The sequence below is a fragment of the Streptomyces sp. 4N124 genome, assembly GCF_052245395.1.
Taxonomy (GTDB): Bacteria; Actinomycetota; Actinomycetes; order Streptomycetales; family Streptomycetaceae; genus Streptomyces.
Map to the genome: position 1 here is coordinate 1 of NZ_JBQQBS010000084.1, position 16,997 is coordinate 16,997.

A 16,997-nucleotide genomic window follows, 5' to 3' on the forward strand; every position below is an offset into this window, starting at 1 on the left:
TCCTGCGGGAGACCGGTGATGACTGGGATCTCCGCTGCCACCGTGTCGGCGTCCTCGCGCAGGCCGCGCCCGCGCTGGCCCGGGGCTGGCGCGAGCGCCGGCCCCGCGACCCGGATGCTCTGGTGCTGGCCGCATGGTCCGAACTGGCGACTGATCCGCGGGGTGCCCCGGCGATCTGCCGCGTCGCCGCCGACGCCCGCCCGGCTGATCCGACCCCGTGGGTGGGTGCGCTGGCGGCGCTGCGGCTTTTAGGGCGGCCGAGCTCTGAACTCTCGCCCGTCTGGCGGGAGATACGCGCGCGTGATCCATGGCACCGGGAGGCGCATCTGCAGATCCTGGGCTACCTCTCCCCGGAGGAGCACGGCAGCCAGGTCGCGCTGCGGGACTTCCTCGACGATGCCATCGCGGTCATGCCGTGGGACGCGCCGACGGCATGCCTGCCCCTGACGGCGGCCGTGCGGCAGTACCACCGCGAAAGGAGCAGCGGAGGAATCCAGGCGCTGGGCGTGAGCCGGTACTGGTCACAGCCGCACACCGCACGGCTGCTGGACCAGGGCACGGCCCACTGGCTGCAACCGGGTCACCTGCGTCACGCGGCCGCCGTCGCGGACCTGGGAACGCTCGCCTACGCCTTGATCCGGGCGGGCCGCAGCGGCGATGCCGGCCCGGTCTTCTCCGCCATCGGCGGGCTGGTGACGCCTTGGCCGTGGAGCTACGAGGGGGACCCGGTGGAGTGCTTCACCGAGTACTCCGGTCGCGTGTAGGCGTTCGCGGCTCCCTATGCCGACGTCAGCCGCGCTCCGCAGCCTCCACGAGGTTGGTCAGCAGCATGGCACGGGTCATCGGCCCCACTCCGCCGACCGGCGGCTCGAGGGAGCCCGCGACCTGGTCGACGTCTCCGAGGATGCCCTCGACGGTCCGGGTGATGCCCACGGACAGGACGGTAGCGCCCGGCTTGATCCAGTCGGGCATGACCAGATGGGCCACACCGGCCGCGGCCACGACCACGTCGGCGACGGACTCGACCGGGAAGCGGCCGACCGATCGGACAGGAACCACAACACGTCAGCAATCAGCCCGCCCTCTGCCGGGTGGCTCACCGCACCGATCACCGCGCGGTCACCCACGTGCCTCGCGCGCTCCCGACACGCCGACCTCTTCGAGCACGCGGGTTCACGCCTTGCGGCGGCGGCCGCTACGGCGTGGCGCGGGGGCCGCACCGCCCAGGAGAGTCTGGCGGCGTGTCTCACCGTTCTCCTCCACCTGCAGCACAACCTGACGAAGCCCGGCGGCGACGGTGCGGCACTGCTCATCGCTGAGCTGTCCCGTGACGAAGGCCTCCTCCTCGTTGAACGCGGGAAAGACGCGCCGCATCAGCGCCTCCCCTTGATCTGTCAGGCTGAGAAGCACCAGCCTGCCGTCGGTGGGGTGATCGGCTCTCTGTACAAGCCCACGCCTTTCCAGCGTCCGGGCAACCCCCGTGAGCGTGCCCTTGGAGATCCCGGCCTCTTCGGCCACGTGCCGCGTTTCCGGCTCACCCCAGACCCAGATGACCCAGAGAACCACGAAGGCGGTCCAGGTCAGGTCGACGCCACGCAACACTGAATTCTCCAGGTGCTGCCGCACGGCCGAGGCGGCGCGATAGATGTTGGCGACGACGGCCATCTGGTCATGCCGGACGGGGATATCGCCAAGCCTGGCCGCTGCCAGTTTCTCGGCTTCGTTGATGGATCGACGGCCGGGCACGGGCACACTCCTTCGGGCTGCCTGCGAAGGCATGGGGCAAACCAATCGTTCGGGCCCAAATTGTACGGTGTGTGTGCCTCGTTGCCATCAGCCTTATGAGGCCGGATCCGTTGCCATGCGGTGACCTTTCACCAGTAAGGCGTTCAGGACTTCCAAAGCGCCCGGAACCCCGCTCGGTAGTCGGTCGGGTCCTCGTACCCTTCGCCGGCCTTCGGCAGGTTGTCGTCCCGAGTGACGACCTGCCAGCCCAGACCGGACGGCGCCGGGGCAGCATCGGCGAAGACTCGGTTGAGTGCGTCGACCGCCGCATACGCCTGTCGTCCGAGTGAGGATCCGATGCACATCTGGACACCCCTTCCCTCGCGTACATAGCCCAGACTGGCCGGCGAACACTCACCTCCGGCCACCGACAGACCCGGTCGGTTCGCCGAAACCAGTGCGGCCTGGATACCGGCCGTCGTCATGAAGTCGACGTCCACCGCAACCGCGTCGACCTGCGGCAATTTGGTCAGCGCCGATTCGAACTTCTGCCGGATCTGCGGAACGTCCTGTGGCGTGATGTCGACCGTGCCTGCCACGGTGCAACCGGAACACGTGGCCATCTCCTTCTCGAACCCCTCCGCGAGGTACTCGCCCAAGGCAACCCCGCGGAACGCCACGTGCAGGACCTTGGCCTTGCCCTTCGACTTGGCGATCAACCAGTCCGCGCGCAATTTCCCCTGCTGGCGGAAGAACTCGGCGGTGGACGGCACGGACGAGGCGAAGGTCGCACTGGCGTCGAACATCGCCTTCCCGCCCCCCTGTTGGGGATCGTCGCAGTCGAACGCCGTCAGTCCGACGATCTTGATTCCCGCCTGCTTCGCCTCGCCCAGAGCTGCCTTCACCGGAGCGCAGTCGACCGACTCCAGGACAATGCCGTCGGCCTTGGCGGCGACCGCCTGCCGCACACAACCGGCCCAGGCGCCGTTGGCGTTGTTGCGTCCGTCGCAGACGGACGTCTTCCAACCCAGTTCCTTTCCCGCCTCCCGCGCCTGCTGGGTGAGCGAGGCAAGGTTGGGCACCTGCTCGAACGCCGAGATGATCCAGACCTTCTTTCCCGCTGCCGCGGGCGGTCCGGATGTGGGAACGGGGCCCCCGATCCCCTTGACGGCCGATTCGACGGCGGCCGTGGCGGCCGCGACCGCCGCCGCCGAATTCTGGTTGGGCTTGCCGGAGGACGGCCCAGTGGCCGCGCTCGTATCTGATGAGCAGCCTGTGAGGGCCAGCATCCCTGCCAGGGCGCCTGCCGAAGCGGTGCGGGGGATGGACATCGAGTAGCGTTTCATGGCCGATCGTCCTTGTCCGGGGTCGATGGGTCTCGTTGCCGGACCGGAGGCGCCCCAAGGCCGCCTGAGAATGGATGTGCTGGTCCAGCCCGCGCCCCAGCGCCTCGAGCCGGGGCTGGTGCGTTTCGACAGTGTCGGGCGGTCCCCTGCCGAGCGGTTGACCTGGAAGGCGAAGCCGTTGACCGTGGCGGCACTCCTGACCCCCGACCGTGCACCGCGCCGGCCTGTGCCGTGACAGTCAAGAACCTCGCCTTGTCGGTCAATGCGATCGGTGGGCTGGTCGTCAGACTCTGACGCCACACGACACGTGGGAGGTGTGTGGCCGATGAACCCCTTCGGCTCAGCAGTGAGCCTGGCTCAGGCCGTCCGGTCCAAGCAGGTCAGCCCGGTGGAGATCGCGCAGGAGTACCTGCGCCGGATCGACCGGTACGACCCTCGGGTCAATGCGTTCGTCTGGCGCAACGACGACGACGTGCTCCAGGCGGCGAAGGACGCCGAAGCAGCCGTCATGTCGGACGGGGAGCTGCCCGCCTTCCACGGGATACCGATTCCCGTGAAAGACCTCAACTCCGTTGCCGGACAGCCGAACACCTTCGGCTCCGCGGGTATCTCCGACGTCCCGCGCACAGAAACCGATCTGAGCATCGACCGCTTGCAGCAGGCCGGCTTCCTGCTGATGGGACGGACCAACACCCCTGAAATGGGGCCGATGTCGGTCACCGAGAACCAGCGCTACGGTGTGACCCGCAACCCCTGGGACCTCCGGCTGAGCCCGGGAGGGTCGAGCGGGGGCGCCGCCGCCGCGGTCGCCGCGGGGCTGGCGCCGGTGGCACAGGCGTCGGACGGCGGTGGGTCGATCCGGATGCCGTCGTCGTCGTGCGGACTGGTCGGGCTGAAGCCGAGCCGCGGACGGGTCCCGATGCGTGTCCCGGCCTGGGAGCATTCGGCGACCGACGGTGCGATCACCCGCCATGTCGCGGACGCCGCCGCACTGCTTGATGTCATGTCGGTGCCCGACCTGCTCGGCTGGTACCACGCACCCGCGCCGGATCGCCCCTTCGCCGAGGAAGTCGGCCGGGACAGCGGACAGCTGCGCATCGGCCTGCTGCTCTCGGCACCCACCGGGGTGCCCGTGGACGATGAGTGCGTCACCGCGGCCACCTCGCTCGCCCACGCCCTGGAGGACCTCGGCCACGACGTGTCGCCGGTCGAGCCCCGGTTCTTCTCCCTGGAGGCAACGCAGGCGTTCCTCGACCTGATCATCCCGGCCGCACTCCATCTGACCCCGTACGACGACCTGGAGTTGGCCGAGCCGTACCTGCGGGCACTCCGAGCGCAGGCTCTGTCCCGCAACTGCGCCGAGTACGCCCAGGGCGTCGCACGACTGCACCTGGAGTCCCGCCAGATCAACGCGCAGTGGGGACACGACTTCGACGTCCTGCTCACCCCCACCATGGCCTGCACGCCGCCGCCGGTGGGCACCGTCCTCCAGGAGAAGAACGCCGACCCCACCGGCTTCCGGATGACGGAGACCCAGATGATCTCCTTCACCTCCTTCGCCAACCTGACCGGGCTGCCGGCGATCAGCCTGCCCGTGCACCGGACCGCCACGGGCGTCCCGGTCGGTGCCCAACTGGTCGGTGCCCCCTTCGACGAAGCGTGCCTGATCCGCCTGGCCAGTGCCGTCGAGTCGGTCTTCGGATGGACCACGACGCTTCCCGACGCGTTCCGCTGAGTCGGCCAGGGATCGCGGCCATGGATGAACCAGCCATCGAACTGTCCGGCATCAGCAAGTCGTTCACCGGCGTGCCCGTGCTCAGAGACGTCTCGTTCCGAGTCCGTGCGGGATCCCTCCATGCCCTGCTGGGTGGCAACGGGTCCGGCAAGTCCACCACCTTGAAGATCCTCGCGGGGATCCACCGCGCCGAGCACGGGGGCACCATCCGAGTGCACGGCACGCGCCATGACACCCGGGACTACTCTCCCGCGGCGGCACGCGCGGCCGGTCTGCGATTCGTGCACCAGGAACTGGGACTGGTTCCCGACCTCTCCGTCAGCGAGAACTTCGCCCTCGACGGGGGGTTCCCGCGGCGGTACGGCCCCGCCATCGGATGGCGGGCGCTGCATCGCAGCACCCAGGAGCAGCTCGATCGCGCACAGGTCCGGGTCGACGCCCGCACGCCGGTGCGGGAGCTCCGGCCCAGCGATCGCACCCTGGTGGCGATCGCGAGGGCCCTGCGCGACAGCGATCGCGGCCGTCTCATCACCCTCGTACTCGACGAACCCACCGCGAGCCTGCCGCAGCACGAGGTCGATGTGTTGCTGGGGGCGTTGCGCGAATGCCGGGACCGAGGGCAGACGATCATCTACGTGAGCCACCGGCTCGGCGAGGTACTTGAGATCGTCGACCAGATCAGCGTGCTCCGCGACGGCGCGGTGATCGAGAACATCGCCGCGTCCCGGGCAAGCCAGGCGAGCCTGATCGAGGCGATGACCGGGGTGCCCGTCGCACCTCCGGCGCGACGGGAAGCTGACGGGGCCGACCATGCCGGTCCGGCTCTCTTGCAGGTCCAGGGGCTCATGGCGGGCACGCTGAGATACGCGGACCTCGAACTGGCGGCAGGGGAGGTGGTCGGTCTCGCCGGTCGGGTCGGCTCGGGACGCACCTCGCTGCTGCGGGCGCTGTTCGGGGACCTGCCGGTGCGTGCCGGCACGGTCAGACTCGACGGGCAGGGGGTCACCATCCGCAACCCTGCTGAAGCGGTCGCACTGGGCATCGCTCTGGTGCCCGAGGACCGCGCCGGTGATGCCGCGTTCCCGGACCGTCCGCTGTGGGAGAACGTCTCCGCGGCCAGCCTTGGGGACTACTGGTCCGGCTGGCGAATGGACCGCAGGCGGGAGCGGAGCGACGCGCTCGCGCTGCTGGCCCGCTACGACGTACGCGCCGCGTCGGCCGACGCACCGTTCGCCTCGGTCTCGGGCGGCAACCAGCAGAAGGCGGTGCTCGCCCGCTGGTTCCACCGCGCGCCCCGGCTGCTGCTGCTCGACGAGCCCACACAGGGCGTCGACGCCGCGGCCCGGGCCGATATCCACCGGTTCGTGCGCGCCCAGGTCACAGGCGGCAGCGCCGCGCTCGTGGCGAGTTCGGACACCGAGGAACTCGCCGAGCTGTGCGACCGCGTCGTCGTCCTGAACGAGGGGCGAACCTCGGCGGTGCTGTCCGGACCAGAACTCACCGAAGACCGCATCTCCCAGTTGGTGCAAGAGGATCGGAGTGACCTCGATGTCCTTGAACAGTAGGTCGTCCGTCGGCGTCGAGTCGCCTGCCCAAGTCCGCGATCCCCAGGAGACCCAGCGGGCGGGACGGGCGGGCTCACGGCGGCACACTGCCCAGCGCTATGCCTTGGTCATGGTGCTGGTCCTCATGATCATCACGTTTGCCGTGCTGCCTGAGTCGGGAGCGGCCTTCCGCAGTCCGGAGAACCTCCGGGCCATGCTGGCGAACCAGGCCGTCGGGCTGACCGTGGCGATCGCGCTGCTGTTCCCGATGGCCGCCGGGTACTTCGACTTCTCCGTCGGCGCCGTGACCGCGACCTGCTCGGTCGTCGCGGCGGCGTTGCTGTCCGAGGCCGGCCTTCCGCTGCCGCTGGCCGTACTGGTGGCGATCATGGCCGGCTCCGCGGCGGGTCTGATACTCGGTGTCCTCATCGCCGTGCTGGACATGAACGCCTTCATCGCCACGCTCGGGACCGCCACCTTGCTCGGCGGTCTGATCTTCGCCTACACCGGAGGGCTGCAGATCACGTCCGGGATACCCCCCTCACTCACGGACCTCGGATCGCTGCCGGTGCTCGGGGTTCCCCGGATCGCCGTGCTGGCGGCGTTGATCGCTGCGGCTTCCTGGTTCGTGATGGGCCATACCCCCTTCGGCAGACAGCTCTTCGCCATCGGTTCCAACGCACGGGCCGCCGCTCTCGTAGGTGTGCGAGTGACCCGGGTGCGCCTGCTGTCATTCGTCGTGTCCGGCACCGTGGCCGGGATCGCCGGTGTGCTGCTGCTCGCCCGCCAGGGCGCGGCGACCTCCGACAACGGTATGACCATGCTCTTCCCGGCGCTCACCGCCGTGCTGCTGAGCACCATCACGCTGGAACTCGGGCGCCCGTCGGTGGCCGGAACCGTCGTCGCCATCTTCGTGGTGGCGGTGAGCGTCAGTGGCCTCACTCTGCTCGGGGCACCCGCATGGGTGGGGCCAGTGTTCGACGGGGCAGCGCTGCTGGCCGCCGTGGCCTTTACGCGCCTGGCCGCGGGACGTAGCAGCCGGAGCTGAGGTCCACTATCCTCCCGGGCCCAGGAGGCTGATGAGCGATGAGCCAGATGGTGCAGGAGCGTATCCTCCACGGGTCCACGTGGGACGCCCTCCGCCCGGGCGATTCGGAACCCACGGCCATCCTCCGGTCCCGAAGCGTGGTCCGCGGTCCCGACACGTTCGTGCTGGGCACGCTGACATGCAGCGTCTTCTCCTGCGACGACCGGGCCGAGGCGGAGTCCTACTGCTTGTCGCAGTCGGCGGGCATCGCGCTGGGCCTGGCGTTGGAGGGGGAAGTGACCGTCACGCAGGCAGGGAGGTCGGTCACCCTCCATCCAGGACAGTTCACGTTCTACGCGGGCGCCCAGCCGTTCGCCGTCCGCGCTCCCGCCGCGCACGTGTATCTCGTCGTCACCATCCCGCTGTTCACCATCGGCCTGCGGCTCGTCGATCTGTCGGGAATGCTCGCCGCCGGCATTCCCGGCCTGCTCACCAGCTCCAGTCTCCTCTCGGACACGCTCACCACCTTGGCGACTCGACAGTCCGAGTTGTCGCCCCGGGCCCGGCAGCAGTGCGGCAACGCTGTGGTGGCACTGATCCAGGGAGTGATCTCGGACCACCAGGTCGACGAGGAACCGACGCGGATGCTCAGCCTGTTCAATCTGCTGGCACAGTCCGTGGAGCAGCACTTGACCGACGAGATCCTGGACGCCGAGCGCCTGGCGGCCATTCACCACCTCTCGGCACGGTACGTACGCCAGATCTTCGCCGCGCGTCAGTCCACGGTCTCCCGGTACGTGCGAGAGCGCCGACTCGAGCATGCGCGCGCCGATCTCGTACATCCGGCCCTGGCCACGCACAGTGTCGCCGCCATCGGCCGCCACTGGGGGTTCCACGACGCCTCCGTGTTCTCCCGGGCGTTCAAGGCCCAGTACGGCCAGCCCCCGCAGACGTACCGGCGGATGAACTCCAGGCTCTGACCTCGCTCGCGACCGGCACTTGCCCTGCGAAGACTGCCGGCGGTCCGCCCCGTCCGCGCTGGCTTCGCAGGTAGGGCCATGGGCATGACCGATTCCGCGGATGTGTGATCTCGGAGCAACTGGGCAGGCGCCGCCGTCATGAGCATCCCCCATCCGAGCACGGCAGACGAGGACACGGAGCAGAGCCCCGGCGTGCAGGCGGCGCCGCCTGCGCTCATGGCGTCGTCGGCGGAGCGGCGAAGAGGTGGTGGGCGGGGCTTTTCGTCGGCGCTGCGTGGTGGGCGGGTGGCGGGGCTGGACGGATTGCGGACCGTCGCGGTGGCGTTGGTGATCGTCTATCACGTGGAGCCGGACTGGGTGCCCGGCGGCTCGGTGGCGGTGGACGTCTTCTTCACGATCAGCGGTTTCGTCATCACCCGACTACTGGTCGCCGAGTTCGCACGTACCGGCCGCATCGGCCTGGGGCCGTTCTACCGACGGCGTTGGCTGCGGCTGGGGCCGGCCATGCTGGTGATGTGCGCGGTCACCGCCTTGCTGTCCGTGGCGCTTGCGCTGCCGCTGTTCGACGGGGCGTGGATGGCGGCGGCGCTGGCCGCGGTCTCGGTGGTCAATCTCGTACGGGCCGGGGAGTCCGGGCCGTACTCAGACCTCACCGCGCCACTCAGCCACACCTGGTCCCTGGGGGTGGAGGAGCAGTTCTATCTCGCCTGGCCGCTCCTGCTGCTGGTGTTGCTACGGCACACGACAGCGCGGACGGTCCTGGTCTGGGTCGCGGCCCTGTGCATCCTGCCGGTGCTCTGGCGGCTGGCGCTCTGGGATCCGACGGCGGCGCACCGCATCTACAACGGCCCCGACACCCGCGCCGACCAACTCCTCGCCGGGGCGCTGCTGGCCGTAGTCCTGGCCCGACTGCGCGCCGACGACCCCCGGCTGGCGCAGCTGCGCCTATGGGCGGAACGGCTGTGCTGGCCCGCGCTCGTCCTGCTGGGACTGATCGCCTGGCAGATCCCGATCACCGAACCCAGCGGGTGGAACCCCGCGTGGTACACGGTCGGGTTGCTGGCCGCCGCCGTTCTGTCGGCCGTCGTCGTGGCCACGCTGGATCTGTGCCCGCAGGCGTGGCCCTCCCGTCTGCTGTCGGTGCCCGCCCTGGCGTGGATCGGACGCAACCTCAGCTACGGGATGTACCTGTGGCACTACCCCGTCATCCGGCTGCTCTCCGACCTCGGTGTGGAGGGCGACCGGCTGCTCCCCGCCGGCGTCGCGGCGACGATCGCGGCGGCCCTCGCCTCGTACGCCCTCATCGAGCGACCCTTGCTGCGACGCGATCGGTTCCGCATACGGAGGTTGGAGCCGGTCGCCGCTGCAGCGCGTTGATCAGTCCCGTGACCTCTGACCCCTGTGCCAGAGCCTTCACGCCTGCGTTGCAGGGCGTGGAGCGCCGTGGAAGACCTGGTCGGCGTGCAGAGCCGACCGGTCTCCGCCGGCTCCAGGTCCAGGCCGACGGCTTCGCAAACTCGGTGTGGAGCGAGGGAGGGAAGGGCCGGTCGAGCAGCGATCGCGCTATGCGGTGCAGCAGTTGGGGTTCGCGCCGCAGAGCATGTCTGAGTGCCGGCACGAGTCGTCCGGCCGCACCCGACTCGCGGAGTTCGCGCAGGCCACTGCCTGGAACTGGCCGAGGGCGTAGAGGAGCAGGAGGGGCTTGTGCGGCGTGCGCGTCCCGCTTCTGGTCCACTGCCTCAACTTCGTGGTGCGCTCAAGCCAGTCCAAGGCCAGTGATCGTAGCGACGGCGCTCAACACGGATACCCCCAGGCACGGGTGATGTCACGCAGTGGCGCCGGGACGTCTGCCGCGTCCGGCAGCGCTCGCGCTTTCTGGATCTTCCCGGACTTGATGTTCTCGCTCCAGTCACCGATGAACGGCACGAACGGGCCGTGATCCCCCTTGCGGTAGTCGAGCATCCTCGGTGTCCACGGGACGCCGAGGTAGGCGCAGATCTCCCGGGTGACCGCCTCGGGCCGCTCGGTCAGATCCTCGTAGCGGACGGTGAGACCGGGCAGTGCGGTGCGGGCCGCCTCGACCGCCTCGACGTACCCGCGCACTTCCCGTACGGTCGCGTCCGGATCGCGGTCGGGGCGGTTGGTGATCAGTGAGCTGACCATCGACGCGGGATGGCGCAGCAGGAAGATGTAGCGGGCCTTCGGCCAGCCCTCGTGCAGCCGCTGCCAGACGCCCGCGTTGCCGGGGGTCTTGTCGACGATGATCCGCTTGCCGCTGCGCACGAGTTCGCGGTGCAGCACCCGGTCCCACAGCAGGTACTCCAACTCCCGCTGGTCCAGGTCGAGTTCGGACATCGCCTTCTGGGTGTACGGCTTGTTCAGGTCGACGGAGAGCGTGCGCAGGTGCATCTCGTGCGGGGCGCGGATCTGCGGATGGCTGTTGAGCAGGACCCGCAGCAGGGTGGAGCCGGAGCGCACGGAGGAGAGGACGAACACCGGGGCCGGTACGAGCCGGTGGGCCGACTCGGGCACCGGAGGCTCGCCCATTCTGCGTATCCGCCGCCTCACTCCGCGCGCCACCCGGCGCACTCCCGGACCGACCGATCCGACCAAGACCATCGCCGTGCCTCCCTGACCCCCCGGCGTGCGGAACCTCACCCTCCTGTTGAAGGCTTGACCATACTGTGGCCGGTCCCTGGTTTCACCATGGGGAGCGGATGAGATTCTCCTGAGCATTCGCGGGCAGGGCACCCAGCAGCATCGGCAGCGAGCCGTGGGACTCGATCGCGAGGGCGATGAGGCGGTCACCCGCCTTCTCCTCGGCGACGGCTCGGGCGCCGTCTCTTGCGGGGGCGGCCGCTTCGGCTTCGGACACCGCCAGCCACAGCAGCAGGTCGGCGATCACGAGGGCGAGGAGTAGACGTAAACGGGCGGGGCTCCACGACATGGCGAAGTCTCCTTTCGTACAAGGGTATGTACGTGCGCCGTCGTCATGCGTCTCGCTTGCGCAGCGTTTCCGGCCGCGGGCGTACGGGCTCGGGTCGTCCGGGACGGCCGCTGCAGGCGAATGCGGCGGTGCGGCAGCCAGGAGGCTGGGGAGCCGGACCTACCATGGCGGCATGGCCCTCGATCTCTTCGCAGGCATCCCCGTCGACGACTACGCAGCGGCGCTGGCCTGGTACGAGCGGCTGTTCGGTTCGCCGCCGACGTTCATCGCGAGCGACACGGAGGCCGTATGGGAACTCGCGGAGCATCGGTCAGTGGCCATCGAGCACAGGCCCGAGCACGCCGGCCACGCCCTGCACACCGTCTTCGTCGACGACCTCGACACCCGCGTTGCCGGTATCGCTGACCGGGGACTGGAGCCCACAAAACGCGAGACCTACTCAAACGGCGTGCGCAAGGTCACGTACCACGATCCGGACGGAAACGAGATGGGGTTCGGCGGCGCTCCACTGTGACGCAACCAGCGCCATGAGGTCTGCCCGCGGCTGACGTAGCCCGCAGAGCCGCCACGGTTCCTCAGCACTGCGGGATTTGACGCTTCCACGTATTCGGGTCGCCTGTGTCCAGGTACCAGTCGTTGACATGACAAAGCCCCGTTGAGGCCCAAGTCCGCCTGTGGTGCACCCGCACCAGGACACGTGCGTGGCTGGTGCGGGTGCACCAGGGGAAGACGGCGGCGGGGGACGATGCCCGGCGGGGCGCCGGAGGGAAGTGTGGGTGGCGCGTGAATCTCGCGCATTCCCCTTGCCTAGCGGTGTCTGGAGTGATCAACAGGTGGCGACATTTCTTTACCGGATCGGACGGTGGGCTTTCCGGCGGCGCCGGCGCGTGCTGGGTCTGTGGCTGGGTGTCCTGGTGCTGGCCGGGCTCGCCGCCGCCCTGGCGCCGGCCGCGGAGGAAGAGGACCTCTCCATGCCCGGCACCGAGTCGCAGAAGGCGTTCGACCTGCTGGACGAGCGCTTCCCCGAGAGCAACTCCCAGGGGGCCGAGGCCCGCCTGGTGTTCCGGGCCCCGGACGGGCAGCGGGTGACGGCCAGGGAGCACAAGGCGGCCGTCGAGGACACACTCGGCTCGCTGGAGGGGGGCGATCAGGTCGCGTCGACCACCGACCCCTATGAGACGGGCGCGGTCAGCGAGGACGGCACCATCGCCTACTCCACGATCACCTACACCGCGGACGCCGTCGACCTGACCGAGCCGACGAAGAGCGCCCTCGAGGACGCCGCCAGCCAGGCCCGGGACGCCGGGCTGACCGTGGAGATCGGCGGCTCGGCGCTGGAATCGGAGGAGTCACCGGGCGGTACGACGGAGATCATCGGCGTGGCGGTGGCGGCGGTTGTGCTCGTCGTCGCCCTTGGGTCGCTGGTCGCGGCCGGACTGTCGTTGCTCACCGCCTTCGTGGGCGTGGCCATCGCCTTCGGCCTGGTCTCCGCGCTGGCCGTTCCGCTGGGCCTGACATCAACCGTCGCCATCCTGGCGCTGATGCTGGGCCTTGCCGTCGGCATCGACTACGCACTCTTCATCACCTCCCGCTTCCGCGACGAACTCGCCCAGGGCAGCGAGCCGGAGGAGGCCGCGGGCCGGGCGGTGGGCACGGCCGGATCCGCCGTCGTCTTCGCCGGCGCGACCGTCATCATCGCCCTGGTCGGGCTGGGGGTCGTCGGAATCCCCGAACTCACCAAGATGGGCCTGGGCGGCGCGGGCGCCGTAGCCCTTGCCGTACTCGTAGCACTGACCCTGGTCCCCGCGCTGTTCGGCTTCGTCGGCCGGCGGATACTGTCCCGCGCCGTGCGCAAAGCCACCCGGCCGGGAGGCGAGCGCCCGCACCCGGTGCCCACCGCGGCCGGCCGGCCCGGGCTCGGAACGCGCTGGGCACGGTTCGTGCTGCGCCGGCCCGTGCCCGTGCTGATGATCGCCGGGCTCGGTCTCGGCGCCGTCGCCCTGCCGGCGCTGAGCCTCGAACTCGGGCTGCCCGGAGACGAGTCCAAGTCGGTGCAGACCACCGAGCGCCGTGCCTACGACCTGCTGTCAGAGGGCTTCGGCCCCGGCTTCAACGGTCCGTTGACCGTGGTGGTGGACACGGCGGCGTCTTCCGGGTCTGCGGACACCCAGGCCACCACGGACCAGGTCGTCAAGACCCTGCGGGGAGTGGACGGGATTGCCTCGGTCGGTGATCCGGTTCTCAACCAGACCAAGGACACGGCCGTCCTCACCGCCGTCCCGCAGACCGCGCCGAACAGCGGCGAGACCAAGGACCTGGTGCACGCGATCCGGGGCGCGGTCTCCGGCGTCGAGGCCGACACGGGTGCCGGCATCCTCGTGACCGGCAAAACCGCGCTGAACATCGACATTTCCGAAGCCATGTCCGATGCCCTCATCCCGTATCTGATCGTGGTCATCGGCTTGGCGGTGCTCCTGCTGATGGTGGTCTTCCGTTCGATCCTGGTACCGGTCAAGGCCGCGCTCGGCTTCCTGCTGTCGGTGGGTGCCGCCTTCGGCGTCCTCGTCGCCGTCTTCCAGTGGGGCTGGGCGGCGGACCTGGTCGGCATCGAGCAGACCGGACCGGTCATGTCGCTGATGCCGATCCTCATCATCGGCATCGTGTTCGGCCTCGCCATGGATTACGAGGTCTTCCTCCTCACCCGGATGCGGGAGGCGTACGTCCATGGCGCGTCCCCCGGCGAGGCAATCGTCAACGGGTTCCGGCACAGCGGACGTGTGGTGGCCGCGGCGGCGATCATCATGATCAGCGTGTTCGCCGGATTCATCGGGATGAGCAACCCGACCATCCAGACGATGGGCGTCGGCCTGGCCGCCGCCGTCGCCTTCGATGCCTTCGTGGTCCGGATGGCGATCGTTCCCGCGGTGCTGGCTCTGCTCGGCCACCGGGCCTGGTGGCTGCCTCGTATCCTGAACCGTGTGCTGCCGAATGTGGACATCGAGGGTGAGAAGCTGAGCAGGCATGTTCCGGCCCCGGCGACCGAGCCGGACGCAGTGGTGCTGCGGGTCCCCGTCGGCCGGCACCGGCACTGAACCGGCCATGACGAACACGGGTGGCGGTGGCCCGCGATCACGCGGCACGTGGTGGCGGGAGGGAGCGATCACGGCGACCGCGTTCGCGATCTGTCTGCTCGGCAGCGTGGTGCAGACCGACGACAAGCCAGTGTCTCCGCCGCCCGCTGTCGCCTACCTCATCGCCGTGGTGTCCTGTGCCGTGCTGCCGGTGCGGCACAGGAGACCCCTGGCCGCCATCGCGGTCACGACCGCGACCGGCATGCTGGTCGCGCCGTCGGGTCTGCTGCTGAGCCCGCTCATCGTGGCCCCCGCCGTGATCACCGCCTACTCGCTCGCCGTGCGCATGGAACGGCGCGCGGCGAGCGCGGTGTTGCTCACCTCCACGGTGCTGCTGGTCGCCTCCACCGTCCCGTTCGGGACCAACTCGTGGAAGGACGCGAGCAGGATGGGAGCGGTGGCCGCGTTCCCGCTGGTGGCCGGCGTACTCGGTAACTCGGCGCAGAACCGACGGGCCTACCTGGCTGCCGTGGAGGAGCGGGCGCGGCGGGCCGAGGAGAGCCGGGACAGCGAGGCGCGCCGGAGGGTGTCCGAGGAACGGTTGCGCATCGCGCGGGAACTGCACGACCTCGTGGCCCATCAGATCACCCTGGCCAACGCGCAGGCCACGGTCGCCGCCCACCTCTTCGACGCCCGCCCGGAGCAGACCCGCAAGAGCCTGAAGGAGCTCGTCAAGACCACCGGCGACGCGCTCGACGACCTGCGGGCCACGGTCGGCCTGCTGCGTCAGTCCGGGGACGCGGCCGCGCCCGCCGAACCGGCGCCCGGCCTGTCCCGGCTTCCCACGCTCCTCGAATCCTTCCGCCGCGCGGGTCTGGAGGTGTCGGTGCACCAGGAGGGCACGGCCAGGCCGCTGCCGCCGGGAGTGGACCTCACCGCCTACCGCATCGTCCAGGAGGCCTTGACCAACGTGACCAAGCACGCCGGTACCGGTAGCGCCCGGGTGCGTCTCGCCTGGAACCGCGATCGCGTGACCATCACCGTCGCCGACGACGGAAGGGGTGCCCGTACGGTGCGGACCGCGTCCGCGGGGCCGAGTGAGTCCAAGGTGCCGGACCGTCCGCCCGGTTACGGTCTGATCGGGATGCGTGAACGCGCCACCGCGGTCGGCGGACATCTCTCCGCGGGCAGGCGCCCGGAGGGCGGATTCCTCGTCTCCACCCAACTGCCCCTCCCGCCCGCCGAAGACACGATGCGAAGGACTGACGGAGCGACAACCATCGAGGGACGAATGACCGACGGACCGACAGGCGACGGACGGACGGGCGACTCAGAGGCCGGGGATGCGCTGTGACGCTCCGGGTGCTGCTCGCGGACGATCAGGCCCTGCTGCGCGGTGCCTTCCGGATGCTTCTCGACAGCGCCGACGACATCACCGTGGTCGGCGAGGCAGGCGACGGCAGGGAGGCGGTGCGGCTCACCCGGGAGCTGCGCCCGGACGTGGTGGTCATGGACATCCGTATGCCCGAGGTGGACGGTGTCACCGCCACGTCGGAGATCTGCGCGGACCCGGAACTGCGTGCCAGCCGCATCCTGATCCTCACCACGTACGAGACCGACGAGTACGTCGCTCAGGCCCTCCGCGCGGGGGCCGGCGGTTTCATCGGCAAGGGCATCGGCGCCGAGGACCTGGCGGACGCCGTGCGTACGATCGCCGCCGGCGACACTCTTCTGTCCCCTGCCGCGACCCGCTCCCTGGTCGCCCGTTTCCTCGCCACACCGGACCACGCCCCGTCGTACGACCCCGAACAACTCGCCGTGCTCACCCCGCGCGAGCGCGAGATGGTGGCCCTGGTCGCGACCGGCCTGTCCAACCAGGAGATCGCCGAGCGGATGTTCCTCAGCCCCTTCACCGTCCGCGCCCACGTGCAGCGCGCCATGACGAAGCTCGAGGCCCGCGACCGGGCCCAACTCGTCGTCATCGCCTACCGGACGGGCCTGGCCCACGCCACCCCTGACGGCGGCACCGACCGTCTGTCGTAGTCCGCCGCGTCCATCACCTCACCTGCCTGATCCGAAGGCGCTGATCACGACGGTGCCGCCGCGACAACACCCAAGCTGGAGCCCGGGATACGGTCTGCACGTGATCTACCTGCGCTCCGTCTTCCTCGGAAACACGGAGCTGACCACCGAACACTTGAGGACCGCCCCGGACTGGCTCGATGGAGCCGATGACACCACCTACCGGGAGATCGCCGCGTGGGTCAGAGAACAGAGCTCTGCCCTACGTGAGGCCTGTGCGGCCGGCGGACACGTCTATGTCGAGTTGGGGGGACGGCCACACGCAGGGCCTCGAGAGGGCCCACTCGACACTGGTGGAGCGGGCCTGACACATACCTTCGTCGGCTGCCGCTAGACCATCGGCCGATGGCGGCGACCGTTCCCCCCTCCCCAGGCTGAGGTCAACTCGCAGGGAGAGGACGGTAGATGATCGACGACCAGAATGACTCCGGCATCGATCGACGTAAGTTCCTCGGTGGATTCGGAGCGCTCAGTGCGACCCTGGTGCTGCCGGGCGCGACCGCACCTCCCTTACATGGTGGCAATGCGACTACAACGGGT

The 16,997-nt window shown here is 69.7% G+C and carries 14 protein-coding genes and 2 pseudogenes; 10 read left to right on the plus strand and 6 right to left on the minus strand.

The window, feature by feature from the left end:
• On the plus strand, positions 1–764 hold a 764-nt coding region (locus ACTWQO_RS44535), incomplete at its 5' end, for a hypothetical protein (RefSeq protein WP_443243107.1).
• 25 nt (positions 765–789) lie between these two features.
• Here the strand turns inward: ACTWQO_RS44535 and ACTWQO_RS44540 are convergent.
• The 3 genes and pseudogenes from ACTWQO_RS44540 to ACTWQO_RS44550 all read right to left on the minus strand — a co-directional run.
• Positions 790–1,014 (minus strand): annotated as a pseudogene (locus ACTWQO_RS44540) (bifunctional methylenetetrahydrofolate dehydrogenase/methenyltetrahydrofolate cyclohydrolase); the annotation flags it as partial.
• A 159-nt stretch (positions 1,015–1,173) separates the two neighbouring features.
• A complete protein-coding gene (locus tag ACTWQO_RS44545; protein ID WP_443243108.1) occupies positions 1,174–1,746 on the minus strand; it encodes a MarR family winged helix-turn-helix transcriptional regulator in 573 nt (190 codons plus the stop codon).
• A 143-nt stretch (positions 1,747–1,889) separates the two neighbouring features.
• On the minus strand, positions 1,890–3,371 hold the full coding sequence (locus ACTWQO_RS44550; protein ID WP_443243109.1) for a substrate-binding domain-containing protein: 1,482 nt from the start codon (positions 3,369–3,371) through the stop codon (positions 1,890–1,892).
• Positions 3,372–3,396: 25 nt separating this feature from the next.
• On the opposite strand from ACTWQO_RS44550, the gene ACTWQO_RS44555 reads away from it, so the two are divergent.
• From ACTWQO_RS44555 to ACTWQO_RS44575, 5 genes are all read left to right on the plus strand, one after another.
• Complete coding sequence (locus ACTWQO_RS44555) at positions 3,397–4,806, plus strand: amidase (RefSeq protein WP_443243110.1); 1,410 nt, start codon at positions 3,397–3,399, stop codon at positions 4,804–4,806.
• Positions 4,807–4,826: 20 nt separating this feature from the next.
• The gene (locus ACTWQO_RS44560) at positions 4,827–6,371 is read left to right on the plus strand and encodes a sugar ABC transporter ATP-binding protein (RefSeq protein ID WP_443243111.1); all 1,545 of its coding nucleotides are present in this window, start codon (positions 4,827–4,829) and stop codon (positions 6,369–6,371) included.
• Between the two features lie 124 nt (positions 6,372–6,495).
• Entirely contained in the window at positions 6,496–7,398 is a 903-nt protein-coding gene (locus tag ACTWQO_RS44565) for an ABC transporter permease (RefSeq protein ID WP_443243112.1), read from the plus strand.
• Positions 7,399–7,535: 137 nt separating this feature from the next.
• Positions 7,536–8,357, plus strand: a complete 822-nt coding sequence (locus tag ACTWQO_RS44570) for a helix-turn-helix domain-containing protein (protein ID WP_443243113.1) — start codon at positions 7,536–7,538, stop codon at positions 8,355–8,357.
• A gap of 138 nt (positions 8,358–8,495) precedes the next feature.
• Positions 8,496–9,734, plus strand: coding sequence for an acyltransferase family protein (locus ACTWQO_RS44575; protein WP_443243114.1), 1,239 nt, complete (start codon positions 8,496–8,498; stop codon positions 9,732–9,734).
• A 74-nt stretch (positions 9,735–9,808) separates the two neighbouring features.
• Here ACTWQO_RS44575 and ACTWQO_RS44580 read toward each other — a convergent pair.
• From ACTWQO_RS44580 to ACTWQO_RS44590, 3 genes and pseudogenes are all read right to left on the minus strand, one after another.
• A pseudogene (locus ACTWQO_RS44580) lies at positions 9,809–10,127 on the minus strand (phosphorothioated DNA-binding restriction endonuclease); the annotation flags it as partial.
• A gap of 24 nt (positions 10,128–10,151) precedes the next feature.
• The gene (locus ACTWQO_RS44585; RefSeq protein WP_443243115.1) at positions 10,152–10,904 is read right to left on the minus strand and encodes a sulfotransferase family protein; all 753 of its coding nucleotides are present in this window, start codon (positions 10,902–10,904) and stop codon (positions 10,152–10,154) included.
• A gap of 154 nt (positions 10,905–11,058) precedes the next feature.
• Complete coding sequence (locus ACTWQO_RS44590; RefSeq protein WP_443243116.1) at positions 11,059–11,262, minus strand: hypothetical protein; 204 nt, start codon at positions 11,260–11,262, stop codon at positions 11,059–11,061.
• Between the two features lie 214 nt (positions 11,263–11,476).
• On the opposite strand from ACTWQO_RS44590, the gene ACTWQO_RS44595 reads away from it, so the two are divergent.
• The 4 genes from ACTWQO_RS44595 (at position 11,477) to ACTWQO_RS44610 (ending at position 16,418) form a co-directional block, all read left to right on the plus strand.
• Entirely contained in the window at positions 11,477–11,818 is a 342-nt protein-coding gene (locus ACTWQO_RS44595) for a VOC family protein (protein WP_443243117.1), read from the plus strand.
• Between the two features lie 319 nt (positions 11,819–12,137).
• Entirely contained in the window at positions 12,138–14,396 is a 2,259-nt protein-coding gene (locus ACTWQO_RS44600) for an MMPL family transporter (protein ID WP_443243118.1), read from the plus strand.
• Between the two features lie 7 nt (positions 14,397–14,403).
• Positions 14,404–15,729, plus strand: a complete 1,326-nt coding sequence (locus ACTWQO_RS44605) for a sensor histidine kinase (RefSeq protein WP_443243119.1) — start codon at positions 14,404–14,406, stop codon at positions 15,727–15,729.
• Positions 15,726–16,418 (plus strand): response regulator, encoded by a 693-nt coding sequence (locus tag ACTWQO_RS44610; RefSeq protein WP_443243120.1) that lies wholly within the window; start codon positions 15,726–15,728, stop codon positions 16,416–16,418. Before ACTWQO_RS44605 ends, ACTWQO_RS44610 begins: the two co-directional genes overlap by 4 nt.
• Positions 16,419–16,997 lie beyond the last annotated feature (579 nt).